The 17,783-nt window shown below is 63.8% G+C and carries 16 protein-coding genes and 2 tRNA genes; 7 read left to right on the forward strand and 11 right to left on the reverse strand.

Annotated features, from left to right (window positions below):
- Positions 1-113 precede the first annotated feature (113 nt).
- The 3 genes from A0U87_RS00285 to ppdK all read left to right on the forward strand — a co-directional run bounded on the left by A0U87_RS00285 (position 114) and on the right by ppdK (position 6,132).
- Positions 114-986: a glycine--tRNA ligase subunit alpha gene (locus A0U87_RS00285; protein WP_004207307.1), complete on the forward strand. Its 873-nt coding sequence runs from the start codon at positions 114-116 to the stop codon at positions 984-986.
- Positions 987-1,092: 106 nt separating this feature from the next.
- Positions 1,093-3,294, forward strand: a complete 2,202-nt coding sequence (gene glyS / locus A0U87_RS00290) for a glycine--tRNA ligase subunit beta (protein ID WP_048937176.1) — start codon at positions 1,093-1,095, stop codon at positions 3,292-3,294.
- 138 nt (positions 3,295-3,432) lie between these two features.
- On the forward strand, positions 3,433-6,132 hold the full coding sequence (ppdK, locus tag A0U87_RS00295; RefSeq protein ID WP_048937175.1) for a pyruvate, phosphate dikinase: 2,700 nt from the start codon (positions 3,433-3,435) through the stop codon (positions 6,130-6,132).
- 46 nt (positions 6,133-6,178) lie between these two features.
- Here the strand turns inward: ppdK and A0U87_RS00300 are convergent, their stop codons facing one another.
- On the reverse strand, positions 6,179-6,670 hold the full coding sequence (locus A0U87_RS00300; protein ID WP_137405165.1) for a hypothetical protein: 492 nt from the start codon (positions 6,668-6,670) through the stop codon (positions 6,179-6,181).
- A 138-nt stretch (positions 6,671-6,808) separates the two neighbouring features.
- Between A0U87_RS00300 and A0U87_RS00305 the strand changes: the two genes are divergently transcribed.
- From A0U87_RS00305 to A0U87_RS00320, 4 genes are all read left to right on the forward strand, one after another.
- A tRNA-Arg gene (locus tag A0U87_RS00305) sits at positions 6,809-6,885 on the forward strand.
- 106 nt (positions 6,886-6,991) lie between these two features.
- Positions 6,992-7,171 carry a hypothetical protein gene (locus A0U87_RS00310; protein ID WP_004207303.1) on the forward strand — a complete coding sequence of 60 codons (180 nt, stop codon included), beginning with the start codon at positions 6,992-6,994 and terminating at the stop codon, positions 7,169-7,171.
- Positions 7,172-7,263: 92 nt separating this feature from the next.
- Complete coding sequence (locus tag A0U87_RS00315; RefSeq protein WP_048937173.1) at positions 7,264-7,446, forward strand: hypothetical protein; 183 nt, start codon at positions 7,264-7,266, stop codon at positions 7,444-7,446.
- Between the two features lie 121 nt (positions 7,447-7,567).
- Positions 7,568-7,644 (forward strand) — tRNA-Arg (locus A0U87_RS00320).
- Positions 7,645-7,701: 57 nt separating this feature from the next.
- Here the strand turns inward: A0U87_RS00320 and A0U87_RS00325 are convergent.
- The 10 genes from A0U87_RS00325 to A0U87_RS00370 all read right to left on the reverse strand — a co-directional run bounded on the left by A0U87_RS00325 (position 7,702) and on the right by A0U87_RS00370 (position 17,714).
- Complete coding sequence (locus tag A0U87_RS00325; protein ID WP_122928772.1) at positions 7,702-9,153, reverse strand: cobyric acid synthase; 1,452 nt, start codon at positions 9,151-9,153, stop codon at positions 7,702-7,704.
- 47 nt (positions 9,154-9,200) lie between these two features.
- On the reverse strand, positions 9,201-10,844 hold the full coding sequence (locus A0U87_RS00330) for a TadG family pilus assembly protein (protein WP_137405166.1): 1,644 nt from the start codon (positions 10,842-10,844) through the stop codon (positions 9,201-9,203).
- Positions 10,841-11,287 carry a TadE/TadG family type IV pilus assembly protein gene (locus A0U87_RS00335; RefSeq protein WP_048937171.1) on the reverse strand — a complete coding sequence of 149 codons (447 nt, stop codon included), beginning with the start codon at positions 11,285-11,287 and terminating at the stop codon, positions 10,841-10,843. Before A0U87_RS00335 ends, A0U87_RS00330 begins: the two co-directional genes overlap by 4 nt.
- A gap of 166 nt (positions 11,288-11,453) precedes the next feature.
- Entirely contained in the window at positions 11,454-12,362 is a 909-nt protein-coding gene (locus A0U87_RS00340) for a histidine kinase (RefSeq protein WP_137405167.1), read from the reverse strand.
- 123 nt (positions 12,363-12,485) lie between these two features.
- Positions 12,486-12,707 (reverse strand): hypothetical protein, encoded by a 222-nt coding sequence (locus A0U87_RS00345; RefSeq protein WP_029547748.1) that lies wholly within the window; start codon positions 12,705-12,707, stop codon positions 12,486-12,488.
- Between the two features lie 29 nt (positions 12,708-12,736).
- Entirely contained in the window at positions 12,737-13,996 is a 1,260-nt protein-coding gene (locus tag A0U87_RS00350; RefSeq protein WP_048937170.1) for an N-succinylarginine dihydrolase, read from the reverse strand.
- Positions 13,993-15,012 carry an arginine N-succinyltransferase gene (locus A0U87_RS00355; RefSeq protein WP_037506629.1) on the reverse strand — a complete coding sequence of 340 codons (1,020 nt, stop codon included), beginning with the start codon at positions 15,010-15,012 and terminating at the stop codon, positions 13,993-13,995. Before A0U87_RS00355 ends, A0U87_RS00350 begins: the two co-directional genes overlap by 4 nt.
- Before the next feature lie 16 nt (positions 15,013-15,028).
- Positions 15,029-16,246, reverse strand: coding sequence for a hydrolase (locus tag A0U87_RS00360; protein ID WP_137405168.1), 1,218 nt, complete (start codon positions 16,244-16,246; stop codon positions 15,029-15,031).
- A gap of 41 nt (positions 16,247-16,287) precedes the next feature.
- Positions 16,288-17,187 carry a DUF481 domain-containing protein gene (locus tag A0U87_RS00365; protein WP_048937168.1) on the reverse strand — a complete coding sequence of 300 codons (900 nt, stop codon included), beginning with the start codon at positions 17,185-17,187 and terminating at the stop codon, positions 16,288-16,290.
- A 41-nt stretch (positions 17,188-17,228) separates the two neighbouring features.
- Complete coding sequence (locus A0U87_RS00370; protein WP_048937250.1) at positions 17,229-17,714, reverse strand: RNA pyrophosphohydrolase; 486 nt, start codon at positions 17,712-17,714, stop codon at positions 17,229-17,231.
- Positions 17,715-17,783 lie beyond the last annotated feature (69 nt).

Here is a 17,783-nt window from a genome sequence, read left to right on the forward strand (position 1 = left end):
GGCGCGCAGGGCAAGCGGCTTAACCCTGTTCGACGCGGCTTTTCCTTGACCCTTGGCCCGCGCTGCGCCAAGGCGCGGCCGACCATAATCTGTCATTATTGCAAGGACCACCGGTGGCCGAGGGCAAAGCGCTTTCCTTCCAGGACCTCATTCTCACCCTGCACGCCTATTGGGGCAAGCAGGGTTGTGTCATTCTTCAGCCCTACGACATGGAAGTGGGGGCGGGTACATTCCACCCGGCGACCACGCTGCGCAGCCTGGGCCCCAAGCCCTGGAACGCGGCCTATGTCCAGCCCAGCCGCCGTCCGACCGACGGCCGCTATGGCGAGAACCCGAACCGGCTGCAGCATTATTACCAGTATCAGGTGATCATGAAGCCCAGCCCTGCGAACCTGCAGGAACTGTATCTGGGCAGCCTCAGGGAAATCGGCATCGATCCGCTGGTCCATGACATCCGCTTTGTCGAGGATGACTGGGAAAGCCCGACGCTAGGCGCCTGGGGCCTGGGCTGGGAAGTCTGGTGCGACGGCATGGAAGTCACCCAGTTCACCTATTTCCAGCAGATGGGCGGCTATGACTGCAAGCCGGTCGCGGGCGAGCTGACCTATGGCCTGGAACGCCTGGCCATGTATATCCAGGGCGTGGACAGCGTCTATGACCTGAAGTTCAACGACCAGGGCGTTACTTATGGCGACGTGTTCCTGGAAAATGAGCGGCAGATGTCGAAATGGAATTTCGAGGTCGCCGACACCGAAAAACTGTTCCGCTGGTTCAAGGACTGCAAGGCCGAATATGACCAGTGCATCGCCAATGATGTGCCGCTCGCGGCCTTCGAACAGGCGATCAAGGCCAGCCACACCTTCAATCTGCTGCAGGCGCGCGGCGTGATCTCCGTGCAGGAGCGCGCCAGCTATATGGGCCAGGTCCGCGACATGGCGAAGGGTAGCTGCGAAGCGTGGATGAAGACCAACGGATGGACCGCCTGATGACCATGAATAATATCGTCATCCCAGCGAAGGCTGGGATCTCGGGCCATGTGGCGCTGCATTCGCTTGCGGCCCCAGCCTGCGCTGGGGCATCGGAGGAAATCGCATGACCGATTTCCTCCTTGAACTGCGCTGCGAGGAAATTCCCGCGCGCATGCAATTGAAGGCGTCCGACGATCTGGCGCGCCTCTTCACCGAGGAACTGGCCAAGGCCGGGCTCAAGCCCGCGTCGATCGACAGCTTCGTCACGCCGCGCCGCCTGGCGCTGATCGCTCGCGACCTGCCGCTGGAAACCGCGGCGGTCAGCGAGGAGCTCAAGGGTCCCCGCACCAGCGCCCCGGCGCAGGCGCTTGAAGGCTTCCTGCGCAAGACCGGCCTGACCCAGGATCAGCTTGAGGATCGCGACGGCGTCTGGTTCGCCGTGGTGAACAAGCCCGGCCGCGCCACCACCGACGTGCTGGCCGAAGCCGTGCCGGCAGTCATCCGTGCCTTCCCCTGGCCCAAGTCGATGCGCTGGGGCGCGGCCAGCGCCACCACCGAAAGCCTGCGCTGGGTCCGCCCGCTGCAGGGCATCATCGCGCTGCTCGGCGGCGAGATCGTGCCGTTGTCGATCGAAGGGATCGAGGCTGGTCGCGAGACGGTGGGCCATCGCTTCCATTCGACCGGCGCGATCCGCATCGACGGCGCCGACGATTATGCCGACAAGCTGCGCGCCGCCTATGTCATCGTCTCGCATCAGGAGCGTCAGGCGATCATCGAGGCGAAGGCCGGCGAGGCCGCTGCGGCCAAGGGCTATAGCGTGATCGAGGACAAGGGCCTGGTCGCGGAGAATGCCGGCCTTACCGAATGGCCGGTGCCCTTGCTGGGCGATTTCGATCCGGACTTTCTTGAGGTTCCGCCTGAAGTCATTCAGCTAACCCTGCGTATCAACCAGAAATATTTCGTTCTGCGTGATGCGGGCGGAAAGCTGGCCCCGGCCTTCATCTGCACCGCCAATATCGAGGCGAAGGATGGCGGCGTGGCGATCGTCGCTGGCAACCGCAAGGTGCTGGCCGCGCGCCTGAGCGACGCCCGCTTCTTCTGGCAGCAGGACCGCAAGACCCCGCTCGCCGAGCAGGCGAAGAAGCTCGGCCGCATCACCTTCCACGAGAAGCTGGGCACCGTCGCCGACAAGGTCGAGCGCGTCGCAAAGCTGGCCGAATGGCTGGCGAGCGAAGGTATCGTGCCGAACTGTGACCCGGCGCTGGCGCGCCAGGCAGCGGAACTGTGCAAGGCGGACCTCGTCACCGAAATGGTCGGCGAATTCCCTGAACTGCAGGGCGTTATGGGTGGCTATTACGCCCGCGCCGAAGGCCTGCCCGACGCCGTCGCCGATGCGATCCGCGACCATTACAAGCCGGTTGGGCAGGGCGACGACGTCCCCACCGCGCCGGTCACGGTGGCGGTCAGTTTGGCGGACAAGCTGGATACTTTGGTGAGCTTTTTCGCCTTCGGGATGTCGCCGACTGGATCTAAGGATCCGTTTGCCCTGCGTCGCGCCGCTCTTGCCGTTCTCGCAACCATTCAGAATAACAACATCCGTCTTCCATTGTTTGAGCTGATGAAGTCGGATTATGTTCCTGATCTGTTGCAACCATTGCTGCTAGGCAATGTGAGATCCGATATTAAACGTGATATTGAAGCATTTGAACGGGCAGGGTTTACGCCTGATCAGCTGAATATTGGCGAGTACACCGATAAAATTCGAGAATCTGTTGCTCCAACGGATCTGACCAAGCCGATTATTGCAGCGTGCTTTGAAATCATTCCCTTCTTCGCTGACCGTCTCAAGGTCCAGCAGAAGGAAGCCGGTGTTCGCCACGACCTGATCGACGCGGTGTTCGCGCTGGGCGGCGAGGACGACCTTGTCCGCCTGCTCGCTCGCGTGAAGGCGCTCCAGTCCTTCGTCGCGACGGACGACGGCGCCAATCTGCTCGCGGGCTACAAGCGCGCCGCCAATATCCTCAAGAAGGAAGGCGTGGAGCAGGCGGAGGCGATTTCGCTTTCCTATGAACCCGAAAAGGCGGAAGCTGATCTGATCGCTGCGCTCGACGCGGCGGAACCGCAGGCGGCACAGGCTGTCGCGGCCGAGGAGTTCGAGGGCGCCATGGCCGCGCTCGCGACGCTCCGCGCGCCGATCGACGCCTTCTTTGAGACCGTGACGGTGAATGATGCTGATCGGGCGAAGCGCACGACTCGCCTCGCGCTGCTGGCGCGGGTCCGTGATGCAGTGCACAATGTCGCCGACTTTTCGAAGATTACAGGATAAGGAAACGAAATTCCAAAATCTGCGGGAAATATGCGAAGTTAAGCGGGATAAGTCCTATCCCCTAATGGCTTGAGCCGCTAATTGCGGCATTATTATTGCAACGCACAACTCGGCAATCAGTGCAGGGAGAGCCGGTATATGGTTATGACGGAAGAGGCCCAGATGAGCACCACTTCGACGCGCTATGTTTATCGTTTCGGCGGTGGCGTGAACGACGGGGGCAAGGGCGACAAGAATCTGCTGGGCGGCAAGGGCGCGAACCTGGACGGCATGGCCGCGATCGGCCTGCCGGTGCCGCCGGGCTTCACCATCACCACCGAAATGTGCACCCGCTATTATACCGATGGCGGCGTCTATCCCGAAAGCCTGAAGGCGGAAGTCGCCAATGGCATCGCCCATATCGAGGCGGTCACCGGCAAGAAGTTCGGCGACGCTGCCGATCCGCTGCTGGTTTCGGTCCGCTCGGGCGCGCGCATCTCGATGCCGGGCATGATGGACACGGTCCTCAATCTCGGCCTGAATGACGAGACTGTGCTGGGCCTGGCCGCCGCATCGGGCGACGAGCGTTTCGCCTGGGACAGCTATCGCCGTTTCATCCAGATGTATTCGGACGTGGTGCTGGAACTCGATCATGGCGCATTCGAGGAAGCCCTTGAAATCGCCAAGGAAGATCAGGGCTACACGCTCGACACCGAAATGACCGCCGACGACTGGAAGGCGCTGGTTTCGGAATATAAGGCGCTGGTCGCCAAGCTCTGGAACAAGCCTTTCCCGCAGGATGTCGCCGACCAGCTCTGGGGTGCGATCTCGGCCGTGTTCGGCAGCTGGCAGGCGGACCGCGCCAAGGTCTATCGCCGCCTGAACTCGATCCCCGGCGACTGGGGCACGGCCGTCAATGTGCAGGCGATGGTGTTCGGCAATATGGGCGACACCTCGGCCACCGGCGTCGCCTTCACCCGTGACCCCGCGACCGGCGAGAATGCCTATTATGGCGAATATCTGATCAACGCTCAGGGCGAGGACGTCGTTGCCGGCATCCGCACGCCGCAGTACCTCACCAAGCAGGCGCGCGAGCGGGCAGGGGCCAAGCCGCTGTCGATGGAAGAGGCGATGCCCGAAACCTATGCCGAACTGGCACGGGTGTTCGACATCCTCGAAACCCATTATCGCGACATGCAGGACATCGAGTTCACGGTGCAGCAGGGCAAGCTCTGGATGCTCCAGACCCGGTCGGGCAAGCGCACCGCCAAGGCCGCGCTCAAGATCGCGGTCGAAATGGCCAGCGAAGGCCTGATCACCGAGGAAGAAGCCGTCGCCCGCGTCGATCCCGCGGCGCTCGACCAGCTTCTGCACCCGACCCTCGATCCCAAGGCGCCGCGCGATGTGCTGACCAAGGGCCTGCCGGCCTCGCCGGGCGCAGCCAGCGGCGCGATCGTGTTCGATGCCGACACCGCCGAGCGTCGCAACGAACTGGGCGACGCCGTCATCCTGGTCCGCGTCGAAACCAGCCCGGAAGATATTCACGGCATGCACGCAGCCAAGGGCATCCTGACCGCGCGTGGCGGCATGACCAGCCACGCCGCCGTGGTGGCGCGCGGCATGGGCCGTCCCTGCGTCTCGGGCGCGGGCAGCCTGTCGATCGACAATGCCAACAAGATCCTGCGCATCGGCAGCCGCGAGCTGAAAGAAGGCGATATCCTGACCATCGACGGTGCCACCGGCGAAGTCATGGCGGGTGAAGTGCCGACCGTGCAGCCCGAACTGGCCGGCGACTTCGGCATCCTGATGGCCTGGGCTGACAAGGTCCGTCGCCTGAAGGTCCGCGCCAATGCGGAAACCCCGCTCGACTGCCAGACCGCACGCGACTTCGGGGCCGAAGGCGTGGGCCTGTGCCGGACCGAGCATATGTTCTTCGACGCGGCCCGCATCACCGCCGTGCGCGAGATGATCCTGGCCGACAGCGAGAAGGGCCGCCGCGTCGCGCTCGACAAGCTGCTGCCTGAACAGCGCGACGATTTCGCCCAGATCTTCATGGTGATGGCCGGCCTGCCCGTGACCATCCGCCTGCTCGATCCGCCGCTCCACGAATTCCTGCCGCATGGCGAAGCGGAGTTCGAGGAAGTGGCCAAGGCGGCGGGCGTCGGTGTCGAGGCACTCAAGCGTCGTGCCGCCGAACTGCATGAGTTCAACCCGATGCTGGGCCATCGCGGTTGCCGCCTGGGCGTGACCTATCCCGAAATCTACGAGATGCAGGCCCGCGCCATCTTCGAAGCCGCGCTGATCGTGAAGGAACGGAGCGGCGAAGCGCCGATCCCCGAAGTCATGATCCCGCTCGTCGCGACGAAGAAGGAACTGGAGCTGATGAAGGCGATCGTCGACCAGGTCGCCAAGGATGTCTTTGCAGAGCAGGGCGCATCGGTCGATTATCTGGTCGGCACGATGATCGAATTGCCGCGCGCGGCGCTCAAGGCCGGTGAGATCGCCGAAGTCGGCGAATTCTTCTCCTTCGGCACCAACGACCTCACCCAGACGACGATCGGCATCAGCCGTGACGACGCCGGCCGCTTCCTGACGCAATATGTCGACAAGGGCATCTTCGCCCGCGATCCGTTCGTCAGCATCGATGTGGAGGGCGTGGGCCAGCTCATCGAACTGGCGGCCGAGCGCGGTCGGGCGACCCGCCCCGGCATCAAGCTGGGCATCTGCGGCGAACATGGCGGCGACCCGGCCTCGATCGCCTTCTGCGAGGCGACCGGCCTCGATTATGTCTCGGCCTCGCCCTATCGCGTGCCGATCGCCCGCCTCGCTGCGGCGCAGGCCGCTCTGGCGAAGAAGTAAGAGGAAAGGGCGGGAGGCAACTCCCGCCCTTCTTCGTTTCAGGCAGTCAGGCGTGGCCGGTGAGGCGGCTCAGCAGGCCCGGCTTCTCGCCCCGTTCCAGATCATGCGCCTGGCCGCGCCAGTCCTCATGCGCGATCGTGCCGGGCTTGAGGCCCAGGCGGGCTTCCAGCGTCGCTTCCTGCTCGCCATTCAGCGCCGCGATCTGGCCATAGCGATGATAGCCCGCCTCGTTGAGCGCGACCTCCTGCGTCTGGCTGATGCCGTTGATGCGGCTGAGGTCATCGCGGCCATGCACGCCGCCGGCTACGGCGGTGGCCGTGCCGGGGCCGATCGGGGCGGACTGCTGCTCCAGTTCGGCGATCCGCTCGTTGGCGGCATTCAGCCGCGCATCGCGATTCCGGATGGCATGATGGTGAGCGCTCTGCTCCTCGCGCCACAGCCGCTTATATTTGCCCCGGCCGCTCATCATCAGGCCAAGCACCAGGCCGGCCAGCAGCGCCACCAGCAGCAGCGCAATCTCATTGGGTGTGAAGCTCATGTCGGCATCCTTTCCAGCGTCGAAACGATCAGCCCGCCGGGAAGTTGCCGAAAACGCCCATGGTTGGGGCATTGTCGAAAAAAGTGAAAGAAAGTGCTTGCCAGCACCGCCGGACGCTTCTAACAGCGCCACTCCAACGCACCCGTAGCTCAGCTGGATAGAGCATCAGACTACGAATCTGAGGGTCGGACGTTCGAATCGTTCCGGGTGCACCATTTTCCTTCATCGCTGAACAATCGAACGCAACTCACTCTGGTTGCTTGAGATTTTGCCGCGTCAATCGGCATTGACGCCGGGCGCGATCTGAAGAAGCATTCCGTCATGCGCACGACATTGGGCATCTGCACCCGCAAGGCACGCTATGCCACGGAGGAGGAAGCCTGGGCGGTCGTCCATCGGGCCGATATCGTCCTGCGGCCTTATCGCTGCGCCCTGTGTCGCCAATATCATTTGACCAGCCGGACCAAGGGCATGCGGCTGCGGCCACCCTATCGGGAATGACCGATCGGAGGCCCAAGCGGCTTCCAGATTATTTTCCCTGCCGAAGTCGGCATGCTAGGATCATCGCATCGTTCGACATGCGGGGAATATCCATGGTCTGGATCGCACGCCTCCTTCTGTTCATCCCGTCACTCGTTGCTGGCTGGTTCGTGTCGCAGGAAGACCCGCGCTACTGGGTGATTGCGCTGGCGATCGGCCTCACTTTCCTGGCGCTGGGCATCGTTGCCGCCATCTATATTCCGATTCTCCATCCCTGGCCGCGCCGCAAGCGGTAAGGCGGCGACAGGCAAGTCCCGGAAATACTGGCTTTTGTCGGCGATTTTCGCATAAATTTCACATTGATGATTTTTGGGGGTTGCCAGATCAGCCGGGCCCTTATATCTGCGCCTCCACAACGCACCCGTAGCTCAGCTGGATAGAGCATCAGACTACGAATCTGAGGGTCGGACGTTCGAATCGTTCCGGGTGCACCATTCCTTCTCAGGAATAAAATGGGCCGGAAGCCGCAAGGTTTCCGGCCCATTTGGCGTTTAAGGACTGAGCGCCAAGGCGACGATCGCGTCGATGTCCAGATGCTCTTCCAGCCGGGCGGCGATCGCATCCAGCGCCATGTCGACCGACCGATCATAATCCGCCACGCCGCCATCGACGCCCAGCCGGGCAAGCAGGGCCGCACGCAGCGGGCTGCTGGCGAGCAGGCCATGGACATAGGTGCCCATCACCCGGCCGTCGGCGCTGATCGCGCCATCTGCATTGCCGCCAAGACTTGCGAAGGGCCGGTCGCTGTCGGGGCCACTCGTTTCGCCGATATGCATCTCATAGCCGCCAAAGGCAGCGCCCAGCGCCACGCCTTCGACCCGTTCCAGCCGCTTGCCCGCCGACAGTCGCGTCTCGACGTCGAGTAGCCCCAGGCCCTCGACCGTGCCCGCCGGTCCCTCGATACCGTCAGGATCGGCGATATGGCGTCCCAGCATCTGATATCCGCCGCAAATGCCCAGGATGGAGCCGCCGCGGCGATGATGCGCCAAGATATCGATGTCCCACCCCTGCGCGCGCATGGCCGCCATGTCGGCGATCGTCGCCTTGGAGCCGGGCAGGACGATCAGCGCGGCCTTGGCCGGTATCGGCTGGCCGGGCGGCACCATGCGCAATTCCACGCCAGGATCGAGCTTGAACGGGTCGAGATCGTCGAAATTGGAAATGCGCGGCAGGATGGGGCAGGCGATGATGGTGCGCTCGGTTCCGGGCTGTGCTGTCCGCTCCAGCACCACCGCATCCTCGCTGGGCAGGCGGGCGGTATCCTCCAGCCAGGGGACGACACCAAAGCCGCGCCAGCCCGACAGCGCCTCGATCTGGCGATAGCCATCCTCGAACAGTGCCGGGTCGCCCCGGAACTTGTTGATCAGGAAGCCGCGGATCATCGCGGCATCGTCCGGATCGATGACGGCCCTGGTACCGACGATCGCCGCGATGACGCCGCCCCGATCGATATCGCCGACCAGCAGCACCGGCACGTCGGCGGCACGGGCAAAGCCCATGTTCGCAATGTCGCCGGCGCGCAGGTTGATCTCGGCCGGTGATCCGGCGCCTTCGACGACGACGATGTCGCATTGCGCTTTCAGCCGCTCATAGCTTTCCAGCACGGCGCCCAGCAACTGCCCGCGGGCACTGCGGAAATTACCGCTGCCCAATGTGCCGCGCACCTGACCATGGACGATCAACTGGGATGTCCGGTCGGCCTGGGGCTTCATCAGCACCGGGTTCATGTCCGTATGTGCCTCGACCCCGCAGGCGATCGCCTGCAGCGCCTGTGCGCGGCCGATCTCGCCGCCGTCCACGGTGACGGCTGCATTGTTCGACATATTCTGTGGCTTGAATGGCCGGACGCGATAACCCCGGCGGAGGAGGGCGCGGCATAGCCCCGCCACCAGCACCGATTTGCCGACGTCCGATCCGGTTCCCTGCAGCATGATTGCGCCCATGGCCTGTTCCTGCAAGCCGGCGGCAATGATGGCAAGCGCTTAGCGCATCATGCGACGAGCGTCGGCATCCCGCACCGCATCTGGTGGACCTTGACCGTCGCGGTGCCCAGCTTCACGCCAAGGATCGCGGTGAGGTTGTTCAGCAAGCCGTCGAGAATCTGCGCCGTTTCACCCAGAAGGCTCATGACGGGCGAGATCAGGGGGCTGAGCGGCAGTTGCAGGCCGGCGAGCGTCACCGTGACCTTGGTCTGGTTGGCCAGGCTGGAGGCGACGCCCTGGGTCAGATCCTGGGTGCTGACGGTCTTGCTTTGCTGCCCCGAAATATCGCTGGGCGTGAACAGCACATTCTGCTGAGTCACGCCGCCCAGCGCGACATTGGCATAGGCATGGACCTGGGTCAGCGATCCGAGGACCGACGCCAGAGTCGCGGTACGCGGATTGGCGGGCGTCGAGAAATTGGTGAGCGCGGCTTCATCGACGTCACCGATCACCGCCGTGCCGATCGACGGCTTGACCGCCAGCGTCACGCCATTGTTGATGGCCCCTTGATCGCAGACGATATTTGACAATTGCGCTTCGGCCGATGCCAGTTCGACATAGAGCGGGATGCGGATCGTCGCGATCCCGGTCAGCAAGGTTGCGACCCGGCTCTCCAGGAAGATGCGGGTCTGTGCCGTGCGCAGAATGAAATTCTTGTCGTTGGTGATGCTGATCAGGGGTGTGCTGGCCTGGCCGGTGCCGGTGATGAGCTTCAGCCGCGTGCTGGTGAGGCCCGGAACGTTCAGGGTCAGGTCCAGCGGCACGGCGGTCGAGGATGGCGGGCTCAGCACCATGCGCAGCATCGAGAAGGAGTCGAGCAGCAGGCTGGGCTGGCCGGTCGAACTGCCGGTCCCCTTCATCGGTCCCAGATCGATGACATCGCTGAGGCGGACGCTCTTGCCCGGCAGCTTGCCGCCGATATTGCGGAGCAGGGCGGCCGTGCCACTATTGTCCGCAGTGTCGGCAATGGCGCCGATAACGTCGGACAATGGAATATTGGCGCCGAACAACTCGCCATAGGCGGCATCATTGCGCCCGGTGCGCACCTTGAGCGCATCGGCGAAATGGAGCAGGTCGACGTTTAGGTTGGCCAGCCCCTGATAGTCCATGACCGACAGATTGAGTTCCGTTCCGGCGAGGGCGGACAGCAGCATGTTTGGTAGGCCGCCGCTGAGTGAGGCAAGGCCGGTGCCGATGGAGAAGGCCGCTGCATCGGAGCGCGCGGCAGTGGCATGGGCGCGCACATCGACGCCATCCTTGCCGACCAGCAGGCGGCCGAAGAATAGGGGGGTGCGGCGCTGGACCTGGACCTGGATCGCGCTGGCGCGTGGGTCGCCCGACACGAAGCGATTGCCGACCGCGACTGCGCTATTCTGGTCATAATAGCCGGTCTGGACCGCCACCAGGGACACGCCAGGCACGCCGCTCTTGGTCAGTAGCGCTTCGGCGGCCGATCGTCCGCCACTGCTGGCTGCCAGCGCAGCCGCATCGGCCACGCCCTGCAACTGGCGCTTGGCGAGATAGACCGATCCCAGGTCGACGGCGACCGTTGCGGCGCCGGCGAGCATGAATAGCGATCCCGCCAGCGGGACGCTGATGCCGCCGCGCTTGTCGGTGAGCAGGCGGGCCATGCGGTTGCGTGTCCGGGTCATGACGCGATCCGCACGACGGCGCTCCGCTGGATCTGGGCAGCGGGCATCGGGAAGATGGCAGCGGAGAAGAACGGTGCGTTGCTGAGATTATAGGTCAGGGTGACGGTATAATAGCCGCTATTGGAATTGGCGGCGACGCCGATTGTCTGCGCGCCCGGCAGCGGAAAGGATGGGCGACTGGCATTGACGCTTTCGTCGACCAGCGCCCGACGCTCGGTGGCGGTCATACCGGCCACGGCCGCGCGTGCCGCGTCATTGGCTGCCTGCTGCAGGCTATGGGCGGTCATCAACCAGCCGCCATAGAGCAGGATGCCGAGCAACAGGACGATCATTAGGGGAAGGGCGAAGGCGGCTTCGACAAGCACGCTGCCACGCTCATGACGGGACATGGCCTGGCCCAGTCGGGCGAGGCGAAGCACCGCATGGAGAGGAAGGTTCCGCATGTCACTCCAATAAAGGCGCAACATTCAAAAAGCGGTATGCGAAATTCACGCACCTTTTGTGCGAATTGCGTAAATCCGAGGCAGCATTTTTGGGGCTTTTCGGACATTTTGGGGTGATACTGAACGGTCTACACGGACAAATCCGCTACGACCGCTGGATTTTACATCATTGGGATCCGGCTTGGTCGTTTTCGCTCAAGCAGGGCGGAGTCATGACCAGCACAACGCCCTCCGTTCCGTAGGTGCCGCGCAACTGGACCAGCGCGCCTTCCATCGGGAGCAAGGCGCCACCATTGGTGAGCAGATGGGCCTGGACGCGGCGGTCGCCCTCGCCGCGCAATACCGCTTCCAGTTCCTGGCGGAAATGCGGCCGCTGTGGCAGGGCGATGAGGTCGGTCATATAGGCATTGATCAGGCGGGCTTCGGGCAGCCCGACCAGGGTGCAGATGGTGGCATCGACATATTCGATGAAACCCCGGTTGGAGAGGCGGGCATAGCCGACGCCGCCATGGATGCCCATTGCCTTGAGAATGGCCGATTTGACGTCGGCCAGGGGATGGCGTTGCACGTCCGACGTGATGTCGCGCAGCAGCAGGCCGATCCCGTCGGCGAAGGGAAAGGTTTCGACGTGGAGCCAGCTATCGTCGCGGAAGGGGGATGGAATATCCGCAGCACTGATTTCGCCAGACACCTGGCTATGCCGGGCATGCGCCTCGGTCAGCGTGCCGACCAGTTCTGGCAGCGCATCCCAAAGCATCTGTCCTTCCAGCCGCCGGTCCCAGCGACGTGCCATGGCCAGCGCGACCGGATTGATCAGGTCGATGCGAAAATCGGCGCGGCACAGGATCAGTCCCTGGGCCATGCGCACGGCCAGTTCGCGCAATCGATCCGGATTCTGGTCGAACTCGTCCTGGCTGGCCAGCGCCTTGAACCGGTCCAGCCCCATGAACACATGGGTTTCGCGGCCATGATGGGTTATCAGCAGGGGGTGTCGCGCGCCGATCTCGCGCCAATGGGCAAAGTTGCGGACCAGTTCCGCAGCGGTGACACTCCTGTCGCTTATGTCGTCCGGCATGGTTGACCCTCTCCCAAATCTGGGTGCATGCACGAAGACCCTCACCAACGGGTGGCGGCTACGTAATATCCCTTATGTGCGGCGAACTGGTGTTGCTTTGCGAGCAATGGTGTTCAGATAGTATCAAGAGCCGTAACTGCGCTGGAGTTCCAGGGCATCAAGCATTTTTCCGCCCGCCATGAAGACAGCGCCGGAGCAGGCGAGGGCAAGCAACTGGCCGCCCACGCCGGGATATTGATGCATATAGACGACGCCGCGCTCGCTGGCGCCCAGCGCGAGCGCGTAGATCACGAGAAAAGCCTCGAACTTGGTCTTGATCGTGAAGAGGCGTTTGATCCGTTCCATCAGACTCATCCGAGGCTTCCGTCCATCTTCTAAGGCATTAAGTCGCCCGAAAGTTGCAAATGGTCAACAAGGCTTAACCATGATTGTTCGATCCGGGCAATAAGGCGCGTGTCGGACAGGTCGTCGGGCGCAATGGTTTCGGGCCAATAGTCCGAAACGATGCGGGCGATTTCATCCAGGCGCGGCTCATCGACCAGGAAACGCGGGTCGATATCCTTTGGATCCGCGACCACGCGCAGGCGCAGGCAGGCGGGACCGCCACCATTGGCCATGGACTGACGGACATCGACGGGAATGAGGCGACGGATCGGGCCATTGCCGGCAACCATCTGTTCCAGCCAGGTCCATACCGCCGGCACGGCCTGCGCCTCGCTCGGCAGGATCAGCGCCATGGTGCCATCGGGGGGGGTGACGAGTTGGGCGTTGAACAAATAGCTCTTGATCGCATCGGCCAGACTGACGGCGCTGGCGGGCACTTCGACGATCTCCACCGACGGCAACAGCGTGCGCAACGAGGCGTAGAAGGCCTGCTTGTCGGCAAAGGCCTGTTCATGGGTGAAGAGAACGCGCTCATTGGCGACGGCGACGACGTCATTGTGGAAGGCGCCGGCAGCGATCGCCTCCTGCGACTGCTGCACGAACAGGGTGCGGGCCGGATCGAGGCCGTGAATACGGGCGACGGCCTTGCTGGCCTCGACATGCTGGCGGGCGGGGAAGGGGCCACCCGACTGGCCATAGACGAAAACCTCGACGCCCGGTGCGCCATGGCTGTCGCACAGGCGCATATGATTGGCCGCGCCTTCGTCGCCAAAGGGCGCGGGGATGGGCCCATGCACCGCAAAGGCGCGGGTGTCGGAAAAGGCGAGGCGCAGTTGCGCCAGGGTCTGGGGCCATTCATGGCTGCGATGCGCCATGGTGACGAGATTGGCGACGGTCAGGTGGGTGCGCCCGTCGGCTGTGTCGGCGGCCGGCGAGACGGTCGCGGCGTTGGCGGCCCACATCGACGAGGCCGACATGGCGGCAGCGCGGATATGCGGATCGGCATTGCTGATGTCGGTGCCCAGGGTCGCGAGCCAGGCGCCGTCAGGACGCCATTGCGGCAGGAAAATACCCTGGGCGAGGCCGAGGCGCAGATTGCCGCGCATCTTCTCTATCCCCTGCAGGGCTGCGGTGCGGGGGTGCGACACCGCGCCGGCATTGCGGGACGAGGCCAGATTGCCAAGGCTGAGGCCGGCATAATTATGGCTGGGGCCGACCAGCCCGTCGAAATTGATCTCGCGCACGCTCATGCCCGCCCCGCCATGGTGAATGCCTGTCCGACGTCCAGTTGCAGCAGCGCGGCGCTGGCCGCGTCGAGCGAGATGCTGCCATCCTCGCCCTCCTGCACATAGCCATAGGTGCAGCGATAATCGGCGAGCAGGCCGGTCGACACCAGCATCTTGTCGCCGCCCTTGTCATGGGTGGCCGCCAGCGTGACGTCGCGTGCCTGGGCCACGGTGCGGAGTTGGTCGATCTGACCCACCATGGTCGGGCCGCCGTCGAAAATGTCGACATAGCCGGCGTTCGTGAAGCCCTCGGTCTCCAGCATCCGCATAGCCGCGCGACCATTGGGATGGGGCAGGCCGATGACGGCGCGGGCGCTGTCGGTCAGCATTGCGGTGTAGATCGGCGTCTTGGGCATCAGGTCGGCGATGAACTGGTTGCCGTTGACGGCGTTGAACTCGTCGGCCTCCTGGAAATTCATGCCGAAGAAGCGGCCGGCAAGGCCGTCCCAGAAGGGCGAGCCGCCCGCTTCGTCGATCACGCCGCGCAATTCGGCAATCACCCGGTCGCCGAAGCGATCGCGATGGTTGCGGATGTAGAGATAGCGGCTGCGCGCGAGCAGCAGGCCGAGCCCCTCGGCCCGTTCGCGCGGATGGAGGAAGAGGCCGCCGACTTCGGTCGATCCTTCCAGATCGGTCGTGAGCGAGAGCATCTGGGCGCGGAAGGTGCGGGCCAGTTCGCGGCTATGCTGGGTGAGGACACCCAAGCGATAGGAGTAGAAGGGCCAGCTCTGCCCTACGGTGCTGAAGATTTGGCAGGTGCCGCGCACCTGGCCGGTCTGCGCATTGACCAGAACCAGGACGATCAGATCATCCTTGATCCCGCCATCCTGCCGGCTGAGCGCCTGTTCGGTGCGCTCCAGCTTGGCGGTCAGGGCGGCGCGATCGGGCGGCAGGTTGGTGAAGCCACCCCCGGTCAGCTTCGCCATTTCATACAGGGTCTGCAGATCGTCCGCTCGCGCGGTGCGCATGTAGAAACTCAAAAGGCGGTCCTCTCTCTCAATATTGTCCTTGGGCGATCCGCAGCAGCGCCAGCGCGGACAGTTGCGCGCGCTCGGCCAGGCTGTCGCTGATCAGAAATTCGGCGTCGCTGTGGATGCTGCCGCCGCGCACGCCCATGGTGTCGACCACCGGTACGCCGCAGGCCGCGATATTATTGCCGTCGCACACGCCGCCGGTGTCGCGCCAGCCGATGTCGAGGCCGAGGTCCGCGCCGCAGCGCCTGACCAGGCCGAACAGGCGCTCGGCCTTGGCATCCATGGGCTTAGGCGGGCGACCAAAGCCGCCGTGGAGATGCAGGCTGACGCCATGGTCGCGGGCGACATCGGCCATGGCCCGATCCAGCAAGGCGCGGGCCGCGATTTCATCGTCCGGCGTGCGCGGGCGGAAATTGACCCGCAGCACGGCATGGTCGGGCACGACATTATTGGGGCTGCCGCCGTCGATCTTGGCGGGATTGCAGGAAAAGCCGCTGCCGCTGCCGGCCTTCAGCCGCAAAGCGAGGTCGGCGGCCGCGAGCAGGGCATTGCGGCCATCGTCCGGGTTGCGGCCGGCATGGGCGCTGAGGCCGGTGACGATGATCGAGAAATTGCCGCTGCCCGCCCGCGCGCCGGCAAGCGTGCCATCGGGCAGGGCCGGTTCATAGGTGAAGGCGGCGCGCTTGCCGGCTGCGGCCTGACGGAGCAGGGCGGCGGAGGAGGGGCTGCCGACTTCCTCGTCGCTGTTGATCACGACTTGATAGCCGAGCGTCTGGGGCGCCTCGCTATGCTCGATTGCCGTCAGGGCGGCGAGCATGACGGCGATGCCGCCCTTCATGTCGGCGACGCCGGGGCCGTTGAGAATGCCGGGTTCCAGCCAGCGAAGCGTTTGGAACGCATGATCGGCCGGGAAGACCGTATCCATATGCCCCGTCAGCAGCAACTGGACCGGCGCATCGGGGCGGACGGTCAGGCGAAGATGCTGGCCATGGCGGATCACCGATGTGCGGCCATCGGGCGCCACGGTCTCGACCGGATCGGGGTCGATCAGGTCGATCGCGCCCGGCAGCACCGAAAAGGCGTCGGCGAGCGTGGTGGCCATGGTGGCGAGCCCGGTCAGGTTGCGCGATCCGCTGTTGATGCTGGCCCATGCCTCGACCTGTGCCAGCATCGGCGCGGCGGCGGCCTGTTCCAGCAGGGCGGTTTCAGGGGCTGTTACGGGCGGGTGGGTGCCGTTCATCCCGGAGGTCTATCAGAGCGCGGGCGCCTGCTCCACCCCGATCAGAAATCGTAGCTGAGGGTCAGGCGGCTGAGCGTGTCGAAGTCGCGCGCGGACAGCAGGGTCTCCGACTCATACTGCACCGTATAGGACAGGCCAGCGGACAGGCGGGTGCTCACCTTGGTTTGTAACTGTGTCAGAGAATTGACTGAAAATACGTCAGTTTCTGCGTAACCTGCAGCGGTCTGCTTGAAGGTGACATTGGGCGCCAGACGCCAGGCCAGGTCCATAGATGCACGCGCGCCCAGCTTGGTTTCGCGCGGCCCGATCACATATTTGGCATGACGGACGGACGGGCCCAAGTCTAGCGACAGGTCGATCGGCTTGCTGACGATCACCTTGTAACCGATACCGGCCGAGGCGGTGTAGCGCTCGTCATAGCCGATCGAGGGATCGCGTTCGAACTGGGTCAGGCCATAGGCGAAACCGCGCGGGTCGAACTGATAGCGCGGTTCATAGCTGGCGGTGTAGCGCTCGCGCGAGGTGACGCCATTGGCGCGGCGATAATCGACCGTGGCGCTGAGCTTATGGCTCCATTCCAGCCCTTCGCGCTTGACCTGCGCCGCGGCGCTGATGCCGATTTCGCTGGTCGAACCGGTCGAGCGGAAGCCGCCGGCTTCCAGCTTGCCGGTCCATAATTCGGTGAAGCGTGCCTCGCGAATCACCGTGTCATGGGTCGCCTTGGTTCGTTCCTTCCAGCTGTTGACCATCTGCTGGATCTGGTCGGCCGATTGCGGATTGGTCTGCTTGGCGATCTTGGCGACGGTCGCAATTTCCGTCTCATTGCCATTGGCAATCGCCGCCTCCAGCATCTCGCGGACGGATGGCGGCAGCAGCGCAGGCGCATTGGCCCAAGCCTGGGTGGCAAAGAGTAGGGGCAGGATAGCCAGACAGTGACGCATGCCGCAGTCATAGCGAACCGACCGGGGATTTTAAGCCCCCATCAGATCAAGTCGTGGAATTCCTGCAATATGTCGCGGTAAAGCTTGCGCTTGAACGGCACGATCAGCTCCGGCAGCGTTTCGGGCGCAGCCCATTTCCACTCCCGGAATTCGGGATGCTTGGTCCGGATGTCGATATCGCTGTCCTTGCCCAGGAAGCGGGCGAGGAACCAGATCTGGCGCTGGCCACGATATTTGCCGCCCCACAGCTTGCCGATCAGTTCAGGCGGCAGATCATAGAAATGCTCGTCGCGGCTCTTGGCGATGATTTCGACATGTTCGGGCGTGATCCCGGTCTCTTCGCCCAGCTCACGCAGCGCTGCCGTCTTGGCGTCTTCGCCATCGTCGATCCCGCCCTGTGGCATCTGCCAGGCTTCCACCACATTATCGAGGCGCTGACCCACGAAGACCTTGCCCGCCATGTTGACCAGCATGATCCCGACGCACGGCCGGTAATTCAGTTCTGCATTATCTGGCATCGACGCCATGTCTTTCCCTGCATCGCTGCAGCCATGGCCGGTTGGCGGCGCATGGCTAGTGTATTGGGCTCCAGAATA

Origin of the sequence: Sphingobium sp. MP9-4, from assembly GCF_005281675.1 — a bacterium.
GTDB lineage: Bacteria > Pseudomonadota > Alphaproteobacteria > Sphingomonadales > Sphingomonadaceae > Sphingobium > Sphingobium yanoikuyae.

Coding starts and splice junctions, on each gene's coding strand:
- glyS (WP_048937176.1), top strand. CDS start 1,093: ATGACCGATTTCCTCCTTGAACTGCGCTGCGAGGAAATTCCCGCGCGC.
- ppdK (WP_048937175.1), top strand. CDS start 3,433: ATGGTTATGACGGAAGAGGCCCAGATGAGCACCACTTCGACGCGCTAT.
- A0U87_RS00300 (WP_137405165.1), bottom strand. CDS start 6,670: ATGAGCTTCACACCCAATGAGATTGCGCTGCTGCTGGTGGCGCTGCTG.
- A0U87_RS00310 (WP_004207303.1), top strand. CDS start 6,992: ATGCGCACGACATTGGGCATCTGCACCCGCAAGGCACGCTATGCCACG.
- A0U87_RS00315 (WP_048937173.1), top strand. CDS start 7,264: ATGGTCTGGATCGCACGCCTCCTTCTGTTCATCCCGTCACTCGTTGCT.
- A0U87_RS00325 (WP_122928772.1), bottom strand. CDS start 9,153: ATGGGCGCAATCATGCTGCAGGGAACCGGATCGGACGTCGGCAAATCG.
- A0U87_RS00330 (WP_137405166.1), bottom strand. CDS start 10,844: ATGACCCGGACACGCAACCGCATGGCCCGCCTGCTCACCGACAAGCGC.
- A0U87_RS00335 (WP_048937171.1), bottom strand. CDS start 11,287: ATGCGGAACCTTCCTCTCCATGCGGTGCTTCGCCTCGCCCGACTGGGC.
- A0U87_RS00340 (WP_137405167.1), bottom strand. CDS start 12,362: ATGCCGGACGACATAAGCGACAGGAGTGTCACCGCTGCGGAACTGGTC.
- A0U87_RS00345 (WP_029547748.1), bottom strand. CDS start 12,707: ATGGAACGGATCAAACGCCTCTTCACGATCAAGACCAAGTTCGAGGCT.
- A0U87_RS00350 (WP_048937170.1), bottom strand. CDS start 13,996: ATGAGCGTGCGCGAGATCAATTTCGACGGGCTGGTCGGCCCCAGCCAT.
- A0U87_RS00360 (WP_137405168.1), bottom strand. CDS start 16,246: ATGAACGGCACCCACCCGCCCGTAACAGCCCCTGAAACCGCCCTGCTG.
- A0U87_RS00365 (WP_048937168.1), bottom strand. CDS start 17,187: ATGCGTCACTGTCTGGCTATCCTGCCCCTACTCTTTGCCACCCAGGCT.
- A0U87_RS00370 (WP_048937250.1), bottom strand. CDS start 17,714: ATGGCGTCGATGCCAGATAATGCAGAACTGAATTACCGGCCGTGCGTC.